23 protein-coding genes are annotated in these 21,318 nt (G+C 67.8%); 18 read left to right on the plus strand and 5 right to left on the minus strand.

Annotation, left to right across the window (positions count from 1 at the left end; genetic code table 11):
* Positions 1-43: 43 nt before the first annotated feature.
* Both BM337_RS11370 and BM337_RS11375 read right to left on the minus strand, forming a co-directional pair.
* Positions 44-1,159, minus strand: a complete 1,116-nt coding sequence (locus BM337_RS11370) for a pyridoxal phosphate-dependent aminotransferase (RefSeq protein WP_089816718.1) — start codon at positions 1,157-1,159, stop codon at positions 44-46.
* A 90-nt stretch (positions 1,160-1,249) separates the two neighbouring features.
* Positions 1,250-1,516 (minus strand): DdfA family disk-determining factor, encoded by a 267-nt coding sequence (locus tag BM337_RS11375; RefSeq protein WP_177227433.1) that lies wholly within the window; start codon positions 1,514-1,516, stop codon positions 1,250-1,252.
* 270 nt (positions 1,517-1,786) lie between these two features.
* Between BM337_RS11375 and BM337_RS11380 the strand changes: the two genes are divergently transcribed.
* On the plus strand, positions 1,787-1,948 hold the full coding sequence (locus BM337_RS11380; protein WP_143117714.1) for a CinA family protein: 162 nt from the start codon (positions 1,787-1,789) through the stop codon (positions 1,946-1,948).
* A 140-nt stretch (positions 1,949-2,088) separates the two neighbouring features.
* On the opposite strand, the gene BM337_RS11385 is transcribed toward BM337_RS11380, so the two are convergent.
* The gene (locus BM337_RS11385) at positions 2,089-2,538 is read right to left on the minus strand and encodes a restriction endonuclease (RefSeq protein ID WP_177227434.1); all 450 of its coding nucleotides are present in this window, start codon (positions 2,536-2,538) and stop codon (positions 2,089-2,091) included.
* Positions 2,539-3,070: 532 nt separating this feature from the next.
* On the opposite strand from BM337_RS11385, the gene BM337_RS11395 reads away from it, so the two are divergent.
* Positions 3,071-3,580, plus strand: coding sequence for a CinA family protein (locus BM337_RS11395; protein ID WP_089816721.1), 510 nt, complete (start codon positions 3,071-3,073; stop codon positions 3,578-3,580).
* A 30-nt stretch (positions 3,581-3,610) separates the two neighbouring features.
* On the opposite strand, the gene BM337_RS11400 is transcribed toward BM337_RS11395, so the two are convergent.
* The gene (locus BM337_RS11400) at positions 3,611-4,345 is read right to left on the minus strand and encodes a PHP-associated domain-containing protein (protein ID WP_089817186.1); all 735 of its coding nucleotides are present in this window, start codon (positions 4,343-4,345) and stop codon (positions 3,611-3,613) included.
* A 314-nt stretch (positions 4,346-4,659) separates the two neighbouring features.
* Between BM337_RS11400 and BM337_RS11405 the strand changes: the two genes are divergently transcribed.
* From BM337_RS11405 to BM337_RS11475, 15 genes are all read left to right on the plus strand, one after another.
* The gene (locus BM337_RS11405) at positions 4,660-5,226 is read left to right on the plus strand and encodes a hypothetical protein (protein WP_089816722.1); all 567 of its coding nucleotides are present in this window, start codon (positions 4,660-4,662) and stop codon (positions 5,224-5,226) included.
* Positions 5,227-5,297: 71 nt separating this feature from the next.
* A complete protein-coding gene (locus BM337_RS11410) occupies positions 5,298-6,365 on the plus strand; it encodes a TIGR00341 family protein (RefSeq protein ID WP_177227437.1) in 1,068 nt (355 codons plus the stop codon).
* Positions 6,362-7,525, plus strand: coding sequence for a DUF7972 family membrane protein (locus BM337_RS11415; protein WP_089816723.1), 1,164 nt, complete (start codon positions 6,362-6,364; stop codon positions 7,523-7,525). Before BM337_RS11410 ends, BM337_RS11415 begins: the two co-directional genes overlap by 4 nt.
* 51 nt (positions 7,526-7,576) lie before the next feature.
* Positions 7,577-8,368, plus strand: coding sequence for a DUF2182 domain-containing protein (locus BM337_RS11420; protein ID WP_089816724.1), 792 nt, complete (start codon positions 7,577-7,579; stop codon positions 8,366-8,368).
* Positions 8,365-9,345: a beta propeller repeat protein gene (locus BM337_RS11425; protein ID WP_089816725.1), complete on the plus strand. Its 981-nt coding sequence runs from the start codon at positions 8,365-8,367 to the stop codon at positions 9,343-9,345. The genes BM337_RS11420 and BM337_RS11425 overlap by 4 nt, the downstream gene beginning before the upstream one ends.
* A 65-nt stretch (positions 9,346-9,410) precedes the next feature.
* The gene (locus BM337_RS11430; RefSeq protein WP_089816726.1) at positions 9,411-9,614 is read left to right on the plus strand and encodes a heavy-metal-associated domain-containing protein; all 204 of its coding nucleotides are present in this window, start codon (positions 9,411-9,413) and stop codon (positions 9,612-9,614) included.
* Between the two features lie 106 nt (positions 9,615-9,720).
* Entirely contained in the window at positions 9,721-11,283 is a 1,563-nt protein-coding gene (locus tag BM337_RS11435) for a permease (protein ID WP_089816727.1), read from the plus strand.
* Entirely contained in the window at positions 11,280-12,761 is a 1,482-nt protein-coding gene (locus BM337_RS21160) for a hypothetical protein (protein WP_177227439.1), read from the plus strand. The genes BM337_RS11435 and BM337_RS21160 overlap by 4 nt, the downstream gene beginning before the upstream one ends.
* A gap of 78 nt (positions 12,762-12,839) precedes the next feature.
* Complete coding sequence (locus BM337_RS11445; RefSeq protein ID WP_089816729.1) at positions 12,840-14,456, plus strand: cytochrome c oxidase subunit I; 1,617 nt, start codon at positions 12,840-12,842, stop codon at positions 14,454-14,456.
* A gap of 121 nt (positions 14,457-14,577) precedes the next feature.
* Positions 14,578-14,985, plus strand: a complete 408-nt coding sequence (locus BM337_RS11450; protein WP_089816730.1) for a helix-turn-helix transcriptional regulator — start codon at positions 14,578-14,580, stop codon at positions 14,983-14,985.
* A gap of 81 nt (positions 14,986-15,066) precedes the next feature.
* Positions 15,067-15,321, plus strand: a complete 255-nt coding sequence (locus BM337_RS11455) for a hypothetical protein (RefSeq protein WP_089816731.1) — start codon at positions 15,067-15,069, stop codon at positions 15,319-15,321.
* A 7-nt stretch (positions 15,322-15,328) separates the two neighbouring features.
* Positions 15,329-15,655, plus strand: a complete 327-nt coding sequence (locus tag BM337_RS11460; RefSeq protein WP_089816732.1) for a hypothetical protein — start codon at positions 15,329-15,331, stop codon at positions 15,653-15,655.
* A gap of 7 nt (positions 15,656-15,662) precedes the next feature.
* A complete protein-coding gene (locus tag BM337_RS11465; protein WP_177227441.1) occupies positions 15,663-16,961 on the plus strand; it encodes a hypothetical protein in 1,299 nt (432 codons plus the stop codon).
* Positions 16,958-17,272, plus strand: coding sequence for a hypothetical protein (locus BM337_RS11470; protein WP_089816733.1), 315 nt, complete (start codon positions 16,958-16,960; stop codon positions 17,270-17,272). Before BM337_RS11465 ends, BM337_RS11470 begins: the two co-directional genes overlap by 4 nt.
* Positions 17,273-17,343: 71 nt before the next feature.
* Positions 17,344-17,649 (plus strand): DUF7565 family protein, encoded by a 306-nt coding sequence (locus tag BM337_RS11475; protein ID WP_089816734.1) that lies wholly within the window; start codon positions 17,344-17,346, stop codon positions 17,647-17,649.
* An 86-nt stretch (positions 17,650-17,735) separates the two neighbouring features.
* On the opposite strand, the gene BM337_RS11480 is transcribed toward BM337_RS11475, so the two are convergent.
* A complete protein-coding gene (locus BM337_RS11480) occupies positions 17,736-20,093 on the minus strand; it encodes a DUF7405 family protein (protein ID WP_089816735.1) in 2,358 nt (785 codons plus the stop codon).
* 368 nt (positions 20,094-20,461) lie between these two features.
* Between BM337_RS11480 and BM337_RS11485 the strand changes: the two genes are divergently transcribed.
* Positions 20,462-21,253, plus strand: a complete 792-nt coding sequence (locus BM337_RS11485; RefSeq protein WP_143117715.1) for a hypothetical protein — start codon at positions 20,462-20,464, stop codon at positions 21,251-21,253.
* Positions 21,254-21,318 lie beyond the last annotated feature (65 nt).

Consider the following 21,318-nt stretch of genomic DNA (forward strand, 5'->3'; position numbering starts at 1 on the left):
CGCCGGGTATCGTCGCGCTTCTCGGACGACAGCGCCGCCTGGATCAGAAGTACTCGACGAGCCGCTCGGCGGCCTCGTCCACCGTCGGCGTCACGAGCGCGAAGCGGATCCACTCCCGGCGCGACTCGCCGAAGGCCTCGCCGGGCATCCCGGCGACGCCGGCCTCGTCGACCAGTTCGAAGACGTTCTCGAAGGTGCCCGGGAACCCCTCGAAGCGGCCCATCACGTAGAACCCGCCTTCGGGGCGGTCGTACTCGGCGCCGACCGCGTCGAGGGCCTCACAGAACGTGTCGATTCGACCCTGGAGTCGGTCCCTGTTCTCCGCGTAGTAGTCCGGTCCGGTCGTCTCCAGTGCCCTGTAAACGGCGTACTGGGCCGGCCGCGACCCGGTCACGTTGACGATCATGTGACGAGTGCGGGCCCGCTCCAGCAGTTCGCCGGTCGGCCCGTCCGCCGGCGGGAAGACGGCGTAGCCCACCCGGAAGCCCGTGATGGCCATCGACTTCGAGAAGGCGTTCGTCGCGACGACGTTGGGCGAGTCGAACTGCAGCGCCGAGGCGAACCGGCCGGTGTAGTCGAAGTGGTCGTACACCTCGTCGCTGATCAGCAGCGCGTCGTTCTCCTCGGCGATGGCGACGAACTCGGCCATCGCCGCCTCGTCGTACACCGCACCGGTGGGGTTGTTGGGCGAGTTGACGACGACGACCGCCGTCTCCTCGCTCGCGGCCTCGCGCACCCGCTCGGGGGTCAGGTGGCCATCGTCGTCGACCGGGACGAAGCCGACGTCGGCCCCGACGAAGTTCGCCCGCCCAGCGTAGTAGGGGTAGACCGGGTCCGCAAGCAGTATCTCGTCGCCGGAGAAGCGTTCGAGTCCGCCGACCATCGCGAGGTGGTTCGCCTCGCCAGCGCCGTTGGTGACGACGATGCAGTCGCGGTCGACGCCGCGTCGCTCGGCGATCTCGGTCCGTAACTCCGGCAGTCCGGCGCTCGCGGTGTACTGGAACTCGTCGGCGCCCAGGTCGGCGTACTCGCGGAGTCCCTCACGTAGCCCCTCCGGCGGGTCCCAGTCGGGACTCCCCGACACCATGTCGACGACGTCCCGGTCGGCGCGCCGCGCGTACTGGATGACGCGGTAGAACTGCGGCGTCTCGTAGTCCATGTCTCCCGGGTCGGGACAGTCGGTCTTCGGTGTTGCGGTGGCCCACACGCCTCGGCCATCCGGTGGCCGAACGTACACGTCCGGGCGGGGCTAGCGACTGAAGACGACGACGTCGTTGTCCTGAATCGCGACCGTGTAGCCGCAGTACTCGAACGCGACGGTGCCGACGCGCTCCTCACGGAAGATCTGGTCGAGTGCGTCGGGGTCGACAGCGTCGTAGAGGGGCGGGAGGTCGCCCGGATCCGTCTCTTCGGCGTCGGCGACCGCTTCCGCGACCGCCACGCTCGGGAGCACGTCCTGAATCGACACGACGGTGGTGATTTCAGCGCGTTCGTCGGGACTCACTTTCGACTCCATGGTGTCCTCGCGGGAAAAGACCGGATATCGTTCACCTTCGTTTAAACGGCGACGTCGGCGATATCTAGGGCCGGGTAGAAGTTCACTGAGATGGCGGTACAGCGGCCGAATCGGTCGTTATCAATTCCAAAAACGACTTCCGTGAACGGTAGTCCGCCGTATCCGGTGGTTCGTCGGCGGTCGGGCTGGGAGTGGCCCCTCGACGGCGGCCGGACCGAAACCGGGCACGGTTGGATCGAACTTTTGGCGCTGCCAGTCCAGTCTTCGGGCATGAGCGAGTCCGAGGCGACGATCGAGGAGCGCGTGGGTGAGGTGTTGCGGGAGCGCGGGGAGACGGTCGCCGTCGCAGAATCGTGTACTGGATGCCCGAGAGGATCGCTCCTGGCAGACGTCTTTCATGGGAAACATCTGTCCTTATATCAGCGGGATTGAGATATCTAAGAGTATCTCGATGGTCTTGAGCAAAACGTAACCGAGAACGAGCACTTGGAACGCTTGAATCATCCAGTTCACTAGCTTATTGTCGGTTCTATTAGCGCCACTGACATCTCCGAATCGGAGGTCATCGTCTGTCATTGTTGCTTCGTTTTGGGTTTGCCGTCAGCGTACCATTGCAGGATCTCATGCGCATCGTATTTGTGGACAATACGGACAAGATCGTCTCCGTCAATACAGTTCACATCAAGTCGCTCCGCTAGTTCCTCTGCTGATCGAGTAAAGGAGCTCGTGGTAACGATGGTAACGCCGTTCACATCGCTCCACTGCTGACGGAGGGCGGAATATTGCTGGACATTATCGCTTGAAACCTTGTTTCCCTCTGCGTATCGTTTGCACTGGACAGCTGTCTTTCCGCCACCAGTAGGAGGCTGTCCAATTACGTCAAGACCTTTGTCAGGGCCGGCGTCCATCACCTCAGTCGTCCACCCTTGACGCTCTTGCCACACATCTGCGATGAACTGTTCGAAGTGTCTTGGGGGGAGAGCCCGAAGCGTTGCTAGTATCTCAGATGAGGCCAAAGTCACCACCACTCTTGTTCCAATCCGGGCGATATTCGTTGAGTGTTTCCTTGACGTAACTCTCCGAACAATCGCAATTGGCCGCGATCTGTTTTGGATTAGTTGTCATTATGTCATACTGCTCAAGGATACAATCTTGTAACTTGGTCGTGTCGCCGTCTCTACCGCCTAACATGGAATGGTCCTAGGTACATGCTAACAAAAATGTATTGGGTAGATAAGCAATCGATCCACACCGCCCAGTAGAGATATGTGACATTACCCTTTTGAGATGGGGTTCAAAGCGTCACCAATTCGGCCGTCCTTTCCATCTTTCCACAACTACTCATGATGGTGGATATCCACCTCAGGAGGTTTGAAGGGATCATCGTTATAGGCTTGAAGGAAATCGGGCTACCAGCACGTTCACCGCCGGCTGTGACATGGTGATCCGGGTGGTCGTTGGCAGTCGGGTAGAGAGCGATCGGCCTTCCGACGGAGCTCCTGATCCGGACAACATTGGATCGAACTTTTGGCGCTGCCAGTCTACCGTCCGGACATGAGCGAGTCAGAAGCGCCGGCCGAGGAACGAGTGGGCGAGGCGCTCCGCGAGCGCGGCGAGACGGTCGCCGTGGCCGAGTCGTGTACGGGGGGGCTCATCGGGTCGCTCTTGACCGACGTCCCGGGGTCGAGCGACTACTTCGACCGGTCGGTGGCGACCTACTCCTACGACGCCAAACGGGACGTGCTCGCGGTTTCCCGGGAGGCTCTCGACGGCCACGGCGCGGTGAGCGAACCAGTGGCCAGGGAGATGGCGCGGGCGGTTCGGGACACTGCGGATACGACGTGGGGCGTGGCGACGACGGGTGTCGCCGGGCCCACCGGCGGCAGCGAGGAGACGCCGGTCGGGACGGCCTACATCGGCGTGGCGTACGCGGCGCCGTGGGGGACGGGCGACTCCGAAACGACCGTCGAGCGCTACGAGTTCGACGGCGACAGGCAGACGGTCAAGCAACGGGTCGCCGAGCAGGCGCTGTCGGACCTGCTCGACGCCGTCGAAGCCCGGTGACGCCGTCGTTCGACCGCAAACCAGTGGCGCTCAGTACACCTTCACGTCGTCGAACCGGCCGCCGTAGGCGACGTGGTCCGGGTGGGTGGCCGCAGTGCCCTGGAGCATGACGCGGTCGAACTTCGACCACGTGTTCTCGTAGCCGAGGTGGCAAAACTCCAGCCCGCAGCGGAGCGCGTGGAGCGGGCCGTTCCGGTGGAAGAGACGCCGTGGTTCGCCGTCGCGCAGGGCGCCGACGAACGCCGTCTCGTCGGTCAGCGGTCGGTCGAAACTGACCCACGCCTCGCCGACGGTCCCCCGGAGGTGGGCGTACGACGACGTGAACGTCGGGAGGCCGATCGACCGCGCCAGCTCTCGTGCGCGTTCGTTGTGGTGGGGCAGGTGCTTGGGGTTGTACACCTCGAGGCCGTGGATGCGGTCCTCGTACCGGCGGATCTGGTCCTCGGTGAGGCTCACCGTGAGAAACTCCGGGTGGGGGACCAGCACCGCGGCGTCCTGCCGGTCGAGTTCCGCCATCGTCCCCTCGAGCGTGAGAAAGTCCGGAACGGGGTCGTCGAGGCCGAGCGCGAGGACGTGCCGGCGCTGTTGCCAGCTACCGGTGAACAGCTCCCGGGCCGGGACCACCGTCAACTCGTCGTCGGAGAAGCGCTCGGCGCGCTCCCGGACGTCGGGTAGCCGCGTGAAGTGCGGCGCGTAGACGAGCGCGTCCAGGCCACGCGCCTTGGCGCGCCGGACGACGGCCTCGTCCAGGACCTTCACGTGCATGTCGACCGCGAACCCCTCGTCAGTCACGCCCACACGTACTGCCAGCCCGGTGTTATGGATTTCTATGCGCCGTCGGCCCGCTACCACAGACTGTTGTCAGTCGAGAGGACTATAATGGTAACAATTCTGTCTCTATCGGAGAATCGAGAGGGGCGGTCACGTCACGGGGTTTGGGCCGGGAAGATATTAAATAATTGGAGCGTTTGTAGGATTTTTATCGCTATCAGTGCTACATCTGGTAGCGTTCGGCCCGGACGACGCGCCTCCGTGCGCGGATGACATCCCGGCCCGAATAGCTGCGGTTGTCTCAGCCCATGATTGGATACTACGCATTCTGCCACAGGAGTGGCGCACCGCTCTCCGAGCCAACTCACTACGACGAGGACGGACGTGCCTGGCGGTCGGTGCTCTCCGGCGACGGCGACGACGACGATAGACGGGTCGGTGAGCTAACCAACGGGGCGGTCCGTTCCACGCGGCAGGCGCTCGTCACGTACTTTCGCAGGACGCACCGCCGTCACTGCGAGTTCGACGCGGAACTGTACAGGCGGGCGGCGCTCGCCATCTCGCGGCTCAAACGCGCTGCAACTGGCGAGCAGGCGGCCGACCGGTACGTCTGGTACGCCCTCCAGCACCGGTTCGACGAACTCGGCTACGACGTCCAGTGGATGCACGCCCACGCGGGACTCCGCTGTCCAGGCTGTCACGGTCGGCTGAAGTTCGACGACGACCACGACGGCGTCGTCCACGCCGAGTGCGGCACGAACTGTGACGGCACGACCGACGACCAGATGGCGCGGATCCGTGAGACCGTCGCGTCGCTGTACACGGCGGCCTTCGACGGATCCGCCGCCCACCCCGAGGAGGTACTCCAGTTCTGATGGATAGGAGTCGCCTGGTTCGTCCGGCCGACGTCCAGCAACTGCCCCGTTACGGGAGTGAGTAACGAGGGATGGCACGACAGGACTTGCGCGTCGTCGAGGTCCTCACGCTCACCCGGACCGCCCGGGAGGAGGTCGTGGGGGTCCTCGAAGCCAACGAACTGGAGTACGTCCTCACCGACGAGAGCGGCGGGGACTCCGAGATGGCGACCATCTCGTTTCCCCTCCCGACACAGACCGTCGAACACATCCAGACGAGACTGGAGGAACTCGACATCGACGACGAGCTGTACACCATCGTCATCGACCCCGAAGCGGTCGTCTCCGACCGCTTCGGCGAGTCCGACGACCCCTACGACGAGGTCCGGGGACTCGGCTACCAGGGTATCTCCCGGAGTGAACTGATATCGACGGCGACGGACATGGTCCCCGACCGGACGATCTACCTGCTGATGACCGCCATCAGCGCCGTCGTCGCGACGGCGGGCGTCCTGCTGAACTCCCTGTCGGTGCTCGTCGGATCGATGGTCATCGCTCCGCTGATCGGGCCGCTGATGGCGACGAGCGTCTCGACGGTGCTCGACGAGCCGAATCTGTACCGACGCAGTGTTCGATATCAGATCCAGGGCGGTGCGGTGGCGCTGGCGAGCGCCATCGGCTTCGCCACCATCGTGAAGTTCACCGACCTGGTCGATGCGGGGTTCAACGTCAGTCACCTGCTCCAGGTGAGCAGCCACACCGCCCCGAACTTCCTGCTCGTCGTCGTGGCACTGGGCGCGGGCTTCGCCGGTGCGCTGAGCCTCTCGACGAGCGGGACCATCGACCTCGTCGGCGTGATGATCGCCGCCGCCGTGATGCCGCCCATCGGCGTCGTCGGCGTCGGCGTCGCGTGGGTGAGTCCCTCCGCGGTCGTCGGCGGCGTCGCCGTCGTCCTCATGAACGTGTTCTCGATGACGCTGGCGGCGATTATCAGCCTCTGGTACCTCGGCTATCACCCCGAGAGTATGGCCGACGTCCGGCGGGCCCGCGGGACGATGCTCGTCCGGATCTCGACGCTGGGCTGTGCCATCGTCGCGCTCGTCATCCTGCTCGCGCGGGTGACCAACAGCGGTCTGACCGAGGCGATTCCGCTGCTATGACCCGCGATACACGCCCCGACGAGGGCACGGACGAGACGTCGGCGGCCGGCTTCCAGCGGGTTCTCGTCGACGCGATGGCCTCGACCGGTACGGTGCTGTTCCTCGTGGCTCGCCTCCTGTTCGTCACCGGCCGGTTCGTCGCCGTCGGCGTCGCCATCGCCGGCGCGACGGTCGCGGACGACGGCGTCCAGGCGTCGATTCGCCGCTGGTTCCTGCTCGACGGCAATCGCTGGGTCATCGCCGGCGGGATTACCGCGTTCGCCTTCGTCGGCACGTTCCTGCTGTCGGCGACTGGTTTCGTCGGCGTCGAAGAAGGCGGCTTCGTGACCACCATGTTCAGCGCGTTCATCTCCGGGCTGTTCTCGTTAGTCCCCATCGTCGTGTCCGTCAACCAGCTGACTGTCTCGCGGGTCGTCGGATCGATCTCGGAGATACAGGAGCAGATGGAGAGCGCGCGCGGGTTCCAGCGACAGGTCGCGTCGATGAGCGTCGAGACCGACGTCGTCTCGACCAAGCCGGCCCCGTTCCTGGGGGCGGTGATCTCCCTGCTACGAAACCGCGCCGAGGGGCTCCAGCAGGCCGTCGACGACGGGTCGGCGGCCATGCAGACGGCCGTCGACGAGTACGTCGCGGTCCTCCAGACCCAGGCCGGCCACGTCGAAGAGCGGTTCGACGGTGACCGGCAGCGGCTCGGCGACCTGCTGGTGCCCATGATGGGCGACAACTACCCGCAGAACGTCCAGGACGCGCGCCGCATCGAATCCTCCTACGCGGACGAACTGTCAGACCACGCCTGCGAACTGCTGCAGGACCTGCAGGACCTCTCGACGACGCTGGACCTGCTCCGGCAGTACTACAAGGCGATGTACATCCAGCAGGAGCTCTCCCGGCTCTCCCGGTGGATCGGCTACACCGGCATCGGCGCGTTCTTCGTGTCCATCGTGGTCGTGATGGGCTTCGCCCAGGGACAACCCTTCGCCGGCTGGCCGCTCCTGCTTGACCTCTCCGTCAGCTTCGCTCTGGCCTCTGTCGTCCTCCCCTTCGCCGTGTTGCTCTCCTTCGTCGTGAAGATCGCGACGATCACCGCGCGGACGGCCGCGCCCGGTCCGTTCACGCCGCTGCGGGAGACGCCCGCCTACGCCAGGCACCGGAACGACTGACCGTTCGCCGACCGACGACCGACCGCTCGCTTTCCCCGGCGTTTCGAATCCATGCAACTCGACCACTCGCAGTCCCTCGACCGACTGGAACGACGACTGGACAGTGTACAGATCCCCCCGGTCACGCTCGGGGTGCTCGCCGTCACGCTCTCGCTGTGGGTCGCCCTGCTCGCCGGCTGGGTACCCATGCCCACGCCCGCGGACCTCCCCATGTCCGCGCCGGGCGCGATGGAGCGAGCCGCCCTCCACGGCGGTGCCATCGGCGCCTATATCGTGATGTGGGCCGTGATGATGGCGGCGATGATGTTCCCGGCGATGCTCCCGTTCGCCCGCCGGTACGACAGCGCGATGGGGGGCGACTGGCCGGCGCGTGCGGCGGCGCTGGCGACCTTTTTCACGACCTACGGGCTGGTGTGGGCGGCCACCGGGGTCGTCCCGCTCGCAGTGGACGCTGTCGTGGACGTCCACGCGCTGGTCCAGCGCGCACCAGACGTCACCTACGGCGGGACGCTCCTGTTCGCCGGCTGGTACCAGCTCTCCGGGTTCAAGGGCGCGGCCCTGGACGACTGCTGTGACCGCGTCACCGTCGACAGCCCGGGTCTCCGGAAAGCGGTGCGCCTGGGCCTGCGCCACGGCCGGAACTGCGTCCTGGCCACCTGGCACCTGTTCGCGCTCGTGGTGCTGGTCGGGTCGATGAACGTCGTCTGGATGCTGGGACTGACCGGCGTCCTCGTCACCGAACGGTTCCCGGTCTGCGGCCGAGAGATATCCCGGTCCGTCGGCGTCCTCGCCGCGGTCGCCGGCGTCCTCGTCCTCCTGCCGGTCCCCGTCCCGTTCCTATGACGGGGAGCGAATCCTCGGCGACTCGACGCCGGTTTCTCGCCGCGAGCGCCGCCGCCGCGGCCGTCGGCCTCGCGGGCTGTGGCTCCGACGACCAGACCAGGTACGGCTGGAACGACGTCGAGACGCCCACGCGGAAGGGACTGACGGACGCCGCGATGACGACCGACGGCCCCTACGCCGTCGGGGAGAGCGGCCTCGTCCTCACCCGGCGCGGCGACGAGTGGCAGACGGTCGTCCAGAACGGGCCCGACGGCTCGAACAACGGGCTCTCGGGCGTCGACGTCACCGACGACGGCCGGAAGCTCTGGATCTGTGGATCCAGCGGCGCGCTCGGCCGGTACGACGTCGTCGCGGGCGAGCTGACCGACTTCACCGCACCGAGACAGAAGACGAGTAGCTGGACCGACGTGGCCGTCGACGGCAGCGGCGGTTCGGAACAGGTGTACGTCGTCAACAGCTCGGGGGAACTGCTCCCCGGTCGCTGGGGCGGCCAGCGGATGAACTGGGCCGAGGTCACCAAGCCCACCGGCGGCGAGAGCGCCGCGGCCGTCGATACGGCTGCCGGCGTCGTCTACGTCACCGACACCGGTGGTGGCGTCTACCGACACGACGAGAACTCCGGGGACGGCTGGACGGCCGCGGGCGTCCGTGGCGTCGACGCCTCGCTCCGGGACGTGGCGGCAGTCGACGGCGACCTCGTCGACGTCGCTGCCGACGACGGCTCCATCTACGTCTACAACGGCTACAACTGGCTCCAGTTGCGCGCGGGCGAGCACCCGCTCCACGCCGTCGACCGGGACCGCCACCGCGGCCTGGCCGTCGGGAACGACGGGAGCGCCCACGCCATCCAGGAGAACAACTGGCAGACCGAGTCCACGCCGACGACGAAGACGCTCCAGGGCTGCGCCCTCGGGAACGAGTCTCACTCCGACGTCGCGGTGGGCAACGACGGGACGATACTCGAGCGGTTCGGCTGAGCCAGACCGTCCATCGAACTGGCAAGTTTTGCCTATTTATTCGTCCCCCTCCCGTACAGCGGTTGATGTCGGAGTTCATACTCGAAGTGGACGGCATGACGTGCATCAACTGCGAACAGCTCGTCGAAGACGAAGTCGCGGACCTGTGTTCCGTCGACGGCGTGTCGGCGAACGCGACGAAAGGTTGCGTCCGGGTCGAAGGCTCGCCCAGCGCCGTGCGTTCGGTGCAGGAGGCCATCGACGACCTCGGATTCGACGTCGAACAGTAGCGAGACCGGCGGACCCTCTCTCGCGACGGGCAGGTCGACCTCCTCTCCGTCGCACGTTTTCGGCCGCCCACGGCGGCCACCAAACCCGCAGACCACTACGAGATTCATGTATATCGACACCCTGGCACGCGCAGTCGAACTCGTCGCGGAGATGACCTGGGACACCTGGTGGGCGCTGGTGCTCGGCCTGACCATCTCCGGCGCCGTCGAGGTGTTCGTCGGCGAGGAACAGTTGACCGGCCTGCTGGGCGGCGACGGCTGGCGCGAGGCGTCGCTCGGTGCGGCCTTCGGCGTCGCCTCCTCCAGCTGCTCGTACTCGGCGGTCGGGACGACGAAGACCCTGTTCAAGAAGGGCGCCTCGGGGGCGGCCTCCCTCGGCGCGTTCATGTTCGCGAGCACCGACCTCGTCGTCGAACTCGGCCTCGTGCTGTGGGTGCTGCTCGGCTGGCAGTTCGTCGTCGGGGAGTACCTCGGTGGCGTCGTCGCCGTGGCCGTCATGGTGCTCCTCTTTCGCCACGTCATTCCCGAGTCGTGGGTCGAGGCCGCCCGCGAGCACGTCCGCACGCACGACGAGTCGGTCTGTGCCACCTGCGACATGACAGTCGAGCCCGGCGCCGACCCGGACGAGATCGTCGTCGAGGACGTCGACGGCCGCACCGAGTACTTCTGTTGCTCGGGCTGTCTGCAGGTGTACCGCTCGACGGGGGACGGCGGCGCCCTCTTCTCCCGGGCCGGCTGGACGAGCGCGGCCAGCGCGACGATGAAGGACTGGGAGATGATCGGCCGGGACCTCGTCCTCGGATTCGTGATCGCCGGCGTCGTCGGCGCGGCCGTCCCCGAGACCTGGTGGACGGCGCTGTTCGGCACCCAGGGGACGTTCGAGGGCGTCGTCATCAACGCCACCATCGCCGTCCTCATCGGCGTCCTGACGTTCATGTGCTCGGTCGGCAACGTCCCCTTCGCGCTGGTGCTGTGGCGCAACGGGCTCCCCTTCGGCGGCGTGCTGGCGTTCATCTACGCCGACCTCATCATCCCGCCGCTCGTCAATCTCTACCGGCGGTACTACGGGACCCGGATGGCCGCGACGCTGTTCGTCTCGCTGTTCTTCGCGGCCGTCGTCGCCGGCGTCGTCGTCCACTACCTCGTCACCTGGGCCGGCATCGTCCCCTCCCAGGGCGTCGTCGGCGGCACCATCTCGAACGAGTACACGACCGTCCTCAACCTCGTGTTCACACCGGTGTTCGCGGGGCAGGTCCTGGCGACGTACGGCCTCGACGCCGTCGAGGAGAAACTGCGTGACTGGGCCGGCGAGGTGTACTACGCCCTGCTGCTCGCGTGGGTCGGGCTCTCGATGGGTTTCCTCGCCGTCGCCGGTGCCCTCTACTGGCTCCGGGACCGGCTCTCCTCGCTGCACGCGTCGCTCACGACCGCCGACGCGGGCGACGACGACCTCGACCGGGACGCCGAACAGTCGACACCTCGCCGGCGGGCGGAGTACTACGCCTGGCTAGTCGTCCTCGGGTTCTCGCAGGTCGTCCGGACCGCCTGGCGAGCGGCGGTCGGACTCGGGGACGCCGTCCAGCGCCTCGGCGCGGGCGCGTGGTCGCTGGGTCGCACCGTGGCGACGGCCATCCGCCGGACCTGGATCCACGTGCGGTCGTGGCGATGACGGACGGACCGGACCGCGACGCCGGCGACCCGGCCGACTCCCCGCCCGCCGACTCCCCGCCCGCCGACTCCCCGCCCGCCGACCCCCCGCCCGCCGCCGAGCCCACCACCCGCTCCGCTGACGGCGTCCCGGTCTCGGACCTCGAGACGGCGGGCCCCCTGCCGACTCCCGGCATCGGCGACGACGACGGTCCGGTGCTCCCGGCCCGTCCCGACGGAAGTGACGACGGCGGAGATGGAACGCGGAGTGCGTCGAACCTCGTCGCCGTTCTGGCGTCGACGGCGGGCTTCGAAGCGACGGTGTGGGTCCTCGTGCGCTACGTCCCCGAGTACCTCCAGACGCTGGGCGTCGGGGCGCCGCTGATCGGCGCCCTCGGTACCCTCTGGCTGCTCGGTCGCCGGCTCGGAACCGGCGGGTCCTCCCCGCGGCGGTGGCGGGTCGTCGCCGGTGCACTCGCCGCCGCCGTCGGTCTCTCGCTGTGGGCACTCGTTCCGGAACTGGCCGCCGGCTCCGCGGTCACGGCCTCGCTGGTCGTCGCGGCGGGCGGCGTCGGCGTCGCGGCGTGGGCCCGTTTCGGCCCGGACCGGAGCGTCGGTCGGTGGTCCCTGGCGGACTGGAACGACACCGCGAGCCCGGATCGGTCGGGCTGGGCCGTCGCCGCGCTGACGGTCGCGGTCGTGATCTTCGCCCTCGCGCGGTCGTTCGAGGCGGGCTACCGCGTCTCGCTGACGCTGACCGCCGCGCTGGGCGTCACCGTCGCGGCTCTGTGGGCTACCGGCGGGTTCGACGGCTCCGGTTCCGTCCCCGCTCCGTCCGGCGGCGAGTCGCCGGTCCGCTCGCGGGAGCGCCCCTCGCTGGGCCGCGACGTCTCCCGGTTCGGGCTGACGATGGTCTCGCTGTTCGTCGTCGTCGCCGTCACGACCGTCCTCGACGTGGACCTCGTCCTGTTCGGCCGTCGCCTCTCCCCGGCGGCGACGTTCGGGCTCTTCCTCGTCGCGGAACTGGCGACCGCGGCAGTTGTCGCACGCGTCGGCCCGCGCGTCGTCGACGTCGTCGGCGCCCGCGCGGCGACGGTGTACGCGAGCGTCGTCGTCGCCGCCTTCCCGCTCGTCCTCGTCACCGTGCCGGCCACGCCGCTGGTCGTCGGTGCCGTCTTCGCGGTCTACGGGACGCGGTCGGTCGGTCGCGTGGCGCGGTCCCGCACCGAACCTCGGGGAGAGGCGACCGGGACCGACACCGCCCGGTCCGACCTGCCCGTTCGGGAGGTCGAACGGCCGGATGGTCCCCACTCGACCGGTCGAACCGCCGGCGAGGGGCGCACACTGAGCGACCGACGCGCCCTCGCGGTCGCGACCGCGCCGCTACTGGGCGGCGTCCTCTACGCGGTCGACCCGGTCCTCGCGTTCGGCGTGGCGACCGCGGTCGGTGCCGTCGGCGCCTGGGAGACGGTCCGGCGCGGGTGGACGCGGACCGGGTGACTCCGTCGGCGGCCGAGCAGCCGATTCCTGCCGAGAGAGGGGCCGGCGAACCGGACGAGGTGAATCCCAACGAACCCGATGTCAGACCCATCACGACCCACGAAACCCACCGGCCTTCGCAGGTGGCTCACGACCGTCGACCACCGCGACGTCGGGCGGCTTTACATAGCGCTCGCGGCGGTCGCGGGCGCGTGGGGCGGCCTCGACGCCATGGCGGTCCGGACGGAACTCGTCACGCCGGGGACTGGCGTCTGGGGGGCACAGACCTACGACGCCTTCTTCACGACCCACGGGCTGACGATGCTGTTCTTCTTCGCGACGCCGCTGGCGTTCGGGCTGGCGAACGTCGTCGTGCCGCTGCTCATCGGCGCCGACGAGATGTCCTTTCCGCGGGTCAACGCCCTGGCCTTCTGGCTGTTGCCGCCGGCCTTGCTCCTCGTACGTGCGGGCACTATCGGCCAGTTGCTCGGCATCTCGTGGCTCGCGCCGCCGGCGACGGGGTGGACGATGTACCCGCCGATGAGCGCGGAACAGGCGGGCGTCGGCCTCGACTTCGCGCTGATCGGGCTCCACCTGAGCGGCGTGTCGACGGTGGCCGGTGCGATCAATCTGGTGGTGACCATCGTCGCCGAGCGGGGCGACGCGACGCCGTGGCACCGGCTGGACATCTTCACGTGGTCGATGCTCACGACGGCTGGGCTCGTCCTGTTCGCCTTCCCAGTCCTCGGGAGCGCCGTCGTGATGCTCCTGCTCGACCGGAACGCGGGGACGACCTACTTCGCCGTCGAGGGCGGCGGTCCGCTGCTGTGGCAACACCTCTTCTGGTTCTTCGGCCACCCGGAGGTGTACATCCTCGTCCTGCCCGCGATGGGCGTCGTGAGCCTGCTGTTGCCGCGCTTCGCGGGTCGGAAGCTGTTCGGCTTCCGCTACGTGGTCTACTCGACGCTGGCCATCGGCGTCCTGAGCTTCGGCGTCTGGGGGCACCACATGTTCGCGACGGGCATCGACCCCAGGCTTCGGGCCTCCTTCGTGGCCGTCTCGCTGGCCATCGCCGTCCCGAGCGCGGTCAAGACGTTCAACTGGATCGCGACGCTGTGGAACGGCCGGGTCCGGCTCACCGTCCCGATGCTGTTCTGCCTCGGCGCGGTCGGGACGTTCGTCCTCGGCGGCGTGACGGGGGTGTTCCTCGCCGCCGCGCCCGTCGACCAGTTGCTCCACGGCACCTACTACGTCGTCGGGCACTTCCACCTCGTCCTGGTCGGGATGATCGTCTCGGCCCTCTTCGCGGCGACGTACTACTGGTTCCCGCTGGTGACGGGGCGGCTGTACGACGTCCGGCTGGGCCGCGTCCACTTCTGGCTCACGCTGGGCGGGACGCTGACCGCGTTCGTCCCGATGCTACTGATGGGCCAGCTGGGACTTCCGCGCCGGATGGCGACGTACCCCGAGGCGTTCGTCCCGCTCCAGACGGCCGCGACGGTCGGCGCGTACGTCCTCGGGATCGGACAGGTGGTCTGGCTATGGAACGTAGGCAGTGCGTTGTGGCAGGGTGACCGGGTCGAGGCCGCCGACGTCGGTCCCGGTCACCGCGGCGTCGGTGCGACTCCCGAGTGGACGGCGCTGGATTCCCCCGACGCGGAACCGGACGACCGTCGCGGGGACGCGGCGTCGTGGGACCGACGGCGCGAACGCTGACGGCACGGCGTCGTGGCCCAGCGAACCGCGGTCGCCGTCCCGGTCGCGTCAGGTATTCAGGCCGCCGCCGGGTTCGATTCCCGGGCGCGACAGTGGCGGGATTCCCCGCCAGTATCGACGCATGAACGACGAAACGGGCGAGAAAGCACGTATCGGCATACAGCCAACCAAGTGTCCCGACGACCTGCGAGCGATCCTCGACGTGACTGGCTTCCAGCGGGACCTCCTCCTCACCGTGGCCTGCGCCGGGAACTCGTACCCGTGTGGTCAGGCGGTCCACACGGCTCTGGAGACCGTCTGGGGGAAGGAAGTCAACGAGAGCCGGGTCTACCAGAACCTCAGCGAACTGAAGGGCAACGACCTGATAACGAGCTATCCCATCGACGGGCGGACCAAGGGATACCGAGTGACGGACAGGGGGCGTTCGCTCGTCTGTGCGTACTGTTCGTGGGCGATGGCCTGCCTCTCGGAGGCCACTGACGGGGAATCGGATGCCGACCCCTGTTCGGAGTTCGAGACGGAGCCCTAGGCCGACGACAGCGTCGAGAGCGACGGCACCAGTCGATCGCGGACGTCCCCGGAGACGGGACGGTACTTCTGAACCGACAATATGACGAGAAACTCCTGGAACCGACCGACCGAGCGCGCACAGATCGATCGGCAGACGACCACGTCGGTCCGCGGGGACCGGCGCGGGCCCGCTGTGGACCGAACCGACGAAACACGAGTTCCGGCCGAACCGCTGGATGATCCGAGCGAACGACCGGGTGGACCGAACGACCGACTGAGCGAGTCCGCCGACGACGTGGTGCTCCGGGCCAGCGACGAGGCCGACCGCGTCGCGCGGGACGAGCACACCCGGTGAACGGGCCGTGTTCGTCATCCACCTCGTCGCCGGATTCGTCGGTGCGTTCCTGCTGTTCGGCCCGGCGATTTACACGGGATTACAGCTCCTGCCCGGGGAGCCGGCAGTCGAGTACCCGGTCGCCGCCGCGACGGCGCTCGTCGGCGTGCTGGTCGCCGGGCTGGTCGACGGACTGCTCGGCTGGCTCCCGGTCGTCGGCGTCGTCCTCGCGCCGCTGGCCTGGAGTGCCGTCGTACGACGATTCGGCCGCGCTTCGTGGCCAGCGAGCGTCGCCGTCGGCTTCGCCACCTGGGCGCTCTCACGGCTCCTCTACGCCGGGCTCTCCGGACTATAACGACCTCATGAAAGCATTTGACTCACTACAGACGACGATCGATAGCCTCACGAACGAAGCGAAACGCCGGACGGACGACGTCGATACCGGGACGCCGAGTTCCGCGCCCGGGTCCGCAGCGAGCGACGACCCTGACGCGGCGTCGACCGGCCGAGACGACGACTCATCGACCGACCGCGAGTCGGCCGACCGCGGCTCGTCGAACGACTCGCGAACACCGCCGTCGGACGATTCCAGAACGCCGCCGTCCGACGGCGACAGACCGACGGCGTCTGGCTCGGGCGACGACGGCGAGGCGGGGACGGCCGACGGAACCTGGCGCGTCGTCGACACCGACGTCGAGAAGACGATGTACGACGTCACCCGGACGGCGAACGGCGTCTACGCCGTCGGCGACAGCGGGACCGTCGCCAGCCGCGGGGCCGGGGGCGAGTGGACTGTCGCCATCCCGAGCGGTCCGGCGGTCAAGCGCAACACGCTGACCGGCGTCGACGTCACCGACGACGGCGAGCGGATCTGGTTCGCGGGAGGTAGCGGCGCCATCGGGATGTACGACACGACCACCGGTCGCAAGTACGACTACTCGGCGCCCATGGAGATGACGAGTACCTGGGAAGCGATCGGGATCGCCGGCGAGCGCGGCGACGAACGCCTCTTCCTCGCGAACGGCTCGGGCGAGGTACTCGAGGCCACGGTCGACGATGACGGCTGTCCCGCGTTCGGCGACCCGGTCAAACCGGGAAGCGGGTCCACCATCCCCGCGCTGACTGTCCGCGACGACGTCACGTACGCCGTCGACACGAGCGGGAACGTCTTCGAGCGACGGGACGGCGAGTGGGCGACCGTCGGCATCGAGAACGCCCAGATCAACTTCACCGACGTCGACGTCGGTCCCGACGGAAGCGTGCTCGTCACGGGCGGGGGCGGCATCGTCTATCGCTACGACGCGACCTGCGGGAACTGGACGCCGGTCGCCGTCGGCACGGTCGTCCTCCGCGGGATCGACCGGTGTGAAGGGCGCCTCGCCGTCGTCGGCGACGGCGGGCACGCCTACGAACGCAGACCTCGCGAGGGCTGGACCGGCGTCGAGACGGGCGTCGAGGCGACCCTGCACGGGATCGCACTCGGCGAGACGGACGTCGCCGTCGGCGAGGGCGGCGTCATCGTCGAGCGCGAGGCCGGCAGCCGGGCCGACGGTGCGGCTGAGGACCGGACCGGTGCAGAGACCAGCGGCCGGGCGGAGACAGACTCGAACGTAGTGGTCGGTCCACGCTCCCTCGACAGCGACCCCGGAGGTGACTCGTGAGCGTCGACGTCGCGACGGCGCTGTTCCAGATGGTGGCGCTGGCGGTGCCACCCATCGCCGTCCTGATCCAGATGCTGCGCAAGTCAGAGAACCTCCCCTGGCGGTACCGGAAGTGGAGTTTCGGGCTGGCGATTCTGAGCGTCGTCTCCTTCATCGCCACGGGCACGCTGGTCGCCGCGTATCTGATCATCCACACCGGTCCACCCCTCCTCCTGCAGGCCGGTCTCGCGCTCGCCATCCTGGGACTCGTCCCCTTCTCGCTGTTCACCGGCATCCTCTACAAGGAACACAAGTCCGAGCACGGGCCCTAGCCCGGTCCACCCGGTGAACGGCGAGCGGCGGGGATGAACGTTTTTAACCTCCGGTCGCATGCGTTTCCACAATGCCACGCTGGGAGTGCGCCATCGAAGCCGACGGCGAAGTGTTCGACCGGGTCGAGGACCTCATCGTCCACCAGTCGACGAAACACGACCGCATCGAGTGCGAGGTCTGCGGTGCCGTACTCCCCGATGGCTTCTTCGCCATCCGCCACGCCTTCGACGAACACAGCAGGGCCGAGTACGTCCGCGCCTACGACGCCGACGCCTCCGAGGTCCGTCGCCGGGAGAAGGTCAAGGAACGCATCGAGGCCGCGGCGGACATCCGCGAGGTCATCGACCGGCTCGAAGGCGGCGACGGCTCGATCTGACCCGCTTCCCCGGCGCTCTCGACGCGAATCCGACTCGCTCGGCCGGTCGTTTTTCAATACACACGCTATCCGGTTACTAACACTGGTCAGCCCCCCTGACCGTCGGTCCCGACCGTCACGCTCGTCGTCGCTTCGACGGGCAGGCCGTCCTCGTCTATCCACAGCAGCTTCGCCGTCTCGGTGTCGGCCCCGAACCCCGCAGCGTCGACGTCGAACTGGAGCGACGCCGTCCCGCTCCCGTCGGACGGCGTCTCGGTCGCCGTCCCAGTTTCCGTCTCGCTCGCGGTTTCCGTGGGCGTCTCGGTGGCCGTCGCGTTCTCCGTCGCCGTTCCGCTGTCCGTCGCCGTCTCGCTGTCCGTCGTGGTTTCGCCGGCCGTCGTCGTCTCGGTCGACTGGTCCGTTTCCGTCGCGCCGTCGCCCCCGGTCGCCGTCTGGGTCGCAGTCGCGGTATCCGTCTCGGTCTCGGTCGTATCGCCGTGTCCATCCTCGTCACCGTCGTCGCGGTCCGTTCGCCCGTCGTCCCACCACCAGATCCAGCCGACCTCGTCGTCGTCGCCGCTGTCGCCGCCACCGCTGCCATCGCCACCGTCGCCGCCGTTGCCGTCACCGCCGTCGTCGTCTTCCCACCACCACGACCAGCCGTCGTCGTCCCATCCGTGTGTTCCGAACACGCTCGCCTGGCTCCCCATCTCGTCGTGTCCGTCCGTCCACCAGGTCCACGGTGGGTAGTGGTCGTCGCCGCCGCCGCCGTGCCCGCCCCCGTCGTGGCCGTCGGTACCGTCCCGTTCGTCAGTGCCATCACCATCTGGCGACTGCTCCTCGGTACCTTCCTGGTCCCTGGAACCGTCTCCGTCGCCGACCGAATCCGGCGCGGCGCCGCCGCCCCGGTTGACTGCTTCGATCGGTCCGAACCGGATCCGTCTGGCCGCCGCGGGGTCGAGCGACGCCTCCCCGTCTGCGGTGACCGTGACGTCGACCGTCCCCGCTGTCGTGTCGATCGTGCCGGTCGACGCGTCGCCGTCCACGGACTTGACTTCCAGCGTCGCCTCGGTGGCGTTCGCCGGCGGCAGCGACCGGAGCGTCAGTGGCGGGACGAGGTAGTTCCCCCGCCGGAGGGCCGTGATGAACGCCAGGAACCCGTCGTCCTCGACGTCGATGTCGACGGCGTCGTGGTTTATCGCGTCCTCGCCGTCGTTCGGGATCGATTCGTCGGCGGAGAACTCGACGCCGTTCATCGCCTGTCGGACGTACACCATGTAGCCGTTGAACCGCATCAGCGCCAGGAAGTGCAGCCCCGACTTCCCGATATCGGCCGTGTTGAAGTCCCGTCGCAGGATCGTCGTGTCGTGACCGCCGTCCGACTCGCCGTCCGTATCGCGCCTGGAGAGGTCGAAGCGCGCGCGGGCGAGTTTCTGTTCGTGACCGACGACGCCCCGTTCTTCGGCGTCGGCCTGGGCGCGCCGCGCGACGTCGTCGTCCGCGTTCACGTCCCGCATCGGGAGGCCATCGACGCCGCTGGTCCGGCCGAGTTCGTTTCCGGTCTCTCCGACGTCGTCGGGACTGTGGTGCGGGCTGTACATCCTCTCGACCCGTTCCTCGTGGGGTTGGTCGTACCACGAGTCGAGATCGATGCTGAGATTCGAGACGTGCTGGATGCTCCCCTGGGCGAACACGCCCGGTGGCATCGGGCTGTCCGCGCCCAGACGCTGGTCGTGGACCATGGACACGTCGTCTTCCGACGGAATGTTGTCCTCGAAGACCGACTGGAACCCCATCGACAGCGGCGCCTCCGCGGAGATGTTCTCGTCGCCGAACTCCTCCCTGGGCAGGCCGCCGCCCACGAACCCGGTCCGCCGGGCCGGGAACTCCGTCGGTCGATCGAAGATCCCTTCGAAGGTCGCGTCGATCGTGACGCCGTTGAGTTCGTCCCGCTCCCCCCAGAGCGCTTCCTCGGCGGCCAGCAGGTTAGCGACGTTGTCGCTGGCCAGGTCGAGCAGTATCTCGAACGGTTCGGGGGTCGGGTCCTCGTCGCCGACGATGATGGCGTCGATGACGTCCTGGTGGGGTCGCAGGTCCACCCCCGGCGGGACGTCGTCGTTGAATCGCCCGAAGTACTCCGGCGAGTAGTTCGTCGTGAACAGCAGCCCATCGTTGCTCCACTCGAAGGCCTCTTCGAGCTGGCGGAGTGCCGTCTCCATCTCCAGCCGGTCGGTCGCCGACGGCTCGCCGTTTTTCTGGTAGTTCATGAACAGCAGCACGTGATGTCTCGGTGGCACCGCCAGACCCCGGGCGTCCGTGTCGAGGTACGCCGTCCAGGCGTGTTGACGATTGTCCCGGTCGGCCACACTGGCGCTCCGTTGTGCACTCGCCGTCCCCGTGAACTCGGTGAACCCCGTCACCGCGGATAGCGCGCTCGCGCCCCCGATGGCGAGCGCCGACTTCACGAATTCTCGCCGCTCTATCCCCCTCTGACTGTCGTGTGGTCCGGAGCCATGCCGCTCCGGACTGGCATGCCTGCAAGGCATCGCAAACAGGCAATAGCGCCCGTCACCCTTTAACTTTCTCTGTATATGTATATGAGAAAAATACATTCTCCTGGCGCAGTATCTAGCCTGATTTATCATTGCTAATTACGGGGGATACGAGCTGCCCTGCTCGGGCGGTGTCGGCCGGCGTCGTGAAGGCCGGGAGCACCACGCGCAGGGTGGCCGGGGCGCCGGTATGCTCGGCTTTCTCCACAGCGGTGACCCGACGCGCGTATCACGGCCGGCTAACAATGGGTCTGAGGCCACTAGACGGACCCGAGAGGATTATGTCACACCGAGACCCAGACTCCGAGTCTGACGTGCGCTTCGACAACTGGCCGGTCGAGGGGCACGGTGAGTACACCGACTGGGAGATCGACCAGTCCCCGACAGAACGGGGCGACGACACCCGGAGTCAGATCGTCGAGGAGTACCGGACGGAGATGGCCGACGAGGAGTCCGACTGGTTCGGCTACGTCGGCCAGACCGACGAGGGCGGTCCGCTCATCTACGCACCCCACGAATCTTCCCTCTACCGCGGCGAGGTCGACGAGGACGAGGAGCGGGTCGTCCTCCGGGAGGAGAACCGCCACGACGTCGACGACGAATCCCTCGGTGAGCACCTCGAACGCCTCGGTGAGGAACACGGCTGGACGTGGCTCTCGTCGTTCGCCCGCGACCACATGGACGCGGACCAGCACGAGGGGCCGAGCGTCGAGCACCGGGACAGCGAGTTCCAGCGGCGCAACGTCCTCGACGACGACCCGTACGACCTTTCGTTCTACGGCGCTCACACCTTCGCCGACGAGACCGGGCGAGTCCACATCATCGATCGGTATTTCAACATCTACCTGGACGAGGCGACCGCCGACGTCACCTCTGTCGAAGTCGAAGAGGAGCACCTCGTTGCCGACGACCCGACTGCGGAGCGTCGCGCCGGCGACGCCACCATCGTCGACGAGAACGAACGGGCCCTGGACGTCGACGCCGACTTCGACGAGACCAGCGGCGAGAGCTACCTCTCGGAGGAACTGGAGCAGTGGCACGAGGCCCACCGCGGGCTCGGATGGGCGCAATGACCGGTTCCAGTCGCTAACGGACTGGTCTGCTCGCAGCAGAAGCGCTCTTGGGCCGGGCGACCGTT

This window comes from Halomicrobium zhouii (genome assembly GCF_900114435.1).
Classification (GTDB): Archaea; Halobacteriota; Halobacteria; order Halobacteriales; family Haloarculaceae; genus Halomicrobium; species Halomicrobium zhouii.

Coding starts and splice junctions, on each gene's coding strand:
- BM337_RS11370 (WP_089816718.1), bottom strand. CDS start 1,159: ATGGACTACGAGACGCCGCAGTTCTACCGCGTCATCCAGTACGCGCGG.
- BM337_RS11375 (WP_177227433.1), bottom strand. CDS start 1,516: ATGGAGTCGAAAGTGAGTCCCGACGAACGCGCTGAAATCACCACCGTC.
- BM337_RS11380 (WP_143117714.1), top strand. CDS start 1,787: ATGAGCGAGTCCGAGGCGACGATCGAGGAGCGCGTGGGTGAGGTGTTG.
- BM337_RS11395 (WP_089816721.1), top strand. CDS start 3,071: ATGAGCGAGTCAGAAGCGCCGGCCGAGGAACGAGTGGGCGAGGCGCTC.
- BM337_RS11400 (WP_089817186.1), bottom strand. CDS start 4,345: ATGCACGTGAAGGTCCTGGACGAGGCCGTCGTCCGGCGCGCCAAGGCG.
- BM337_RS11405 (WP_089816722.1), top strand. CDS start 4,660: ATGATTGGATACTACGCATTCTGCCACAGGAGTGGCGCACCGCTCTCC.
- BM337_RS11410 (WP_177227437.1), top strand. CDS start 5,298: ATGGCACGACAGGACTTGCGCGTCGTCGAGGTCCTCACGCTCACCCGG.
- BM337_RS11415 (WP_089816723.1), top strand. CDS start 6,362: ATGACCCGCGATACACGCCCCGACGAGGGCACGGACGAGACGTCGGCG.
- BM337_RS11420 (WP_089816724.1), top strand. CDS start 7,577: ATGCAACTCGACCACTCGCAGTCCCTCGACCGACTGGAACGACGACTG.
- BM337_RS11425 (WP_089816725.1), top strand. CDS start 8,365: ATGACGGGGAGCGAATCCTCGGCGACTCGACGCCGGTTTCTCGCCGCG.
- BM337_RS11430 (WP_089816726.1), top strand. CDS start 9,411: ATGTCGGAGTTCATACTCGAAGTGGACGGCATGACGTGCATCAACTGC.
- BM337_RS11435 (WP_089816727.1), top strand. CDS start 9,721: ATGTATATCGACACCCTGGCACGCGCAGTCGAACTCGTCGCGGAGATG.
- BM337_RS21160 (WP_177227439.1), top strand. CDS start 11,280: ATGACGGACGGACCGGACCGCGACGCCGGCGACCCGGCCGACTCCCCG.
- BM337_RS11445 (WP_089816729.1), top strand. CDS start 12,840: ATGTCAGACCCATCACGACCCACGAAACCCACCGGCCTTCGCAGGTGG.
- BM337_RS11450 (WP_089816730.1), top strand. CDS start 14,578: ATGAACGACGAAACGGGCGAGAAAGCACGTATCGGCATACAGCCAACC.
- BM337_RS11455 (WP_089816731.1), top strand. CDS start 15,067: ATGACGAGAAACTCCTGGAACCGACCGACCGAGCGCGCACAGATCGAT.
- BM337_RS11465 (WP_177227441.1), top strand. CDS start 15,663: ATGAAAGCATTTGACTCACTACAGACGACGATCGATAGCCTCACGAAC.
- BM337_RS11475 (WP_089816734.1), top strand. CDS start 17,344: ATGCCACGCTGGGAGTGCGCCATCGAAGCCGACGGCGAAGTGTTCGAC.
- BM337_RS11485 (WP_143117715.1), top strand. CDS start 20,462: ATGTCACACCGAGACCCAGACTCCGAGTCTGACGTGCGCTTCGACAAC.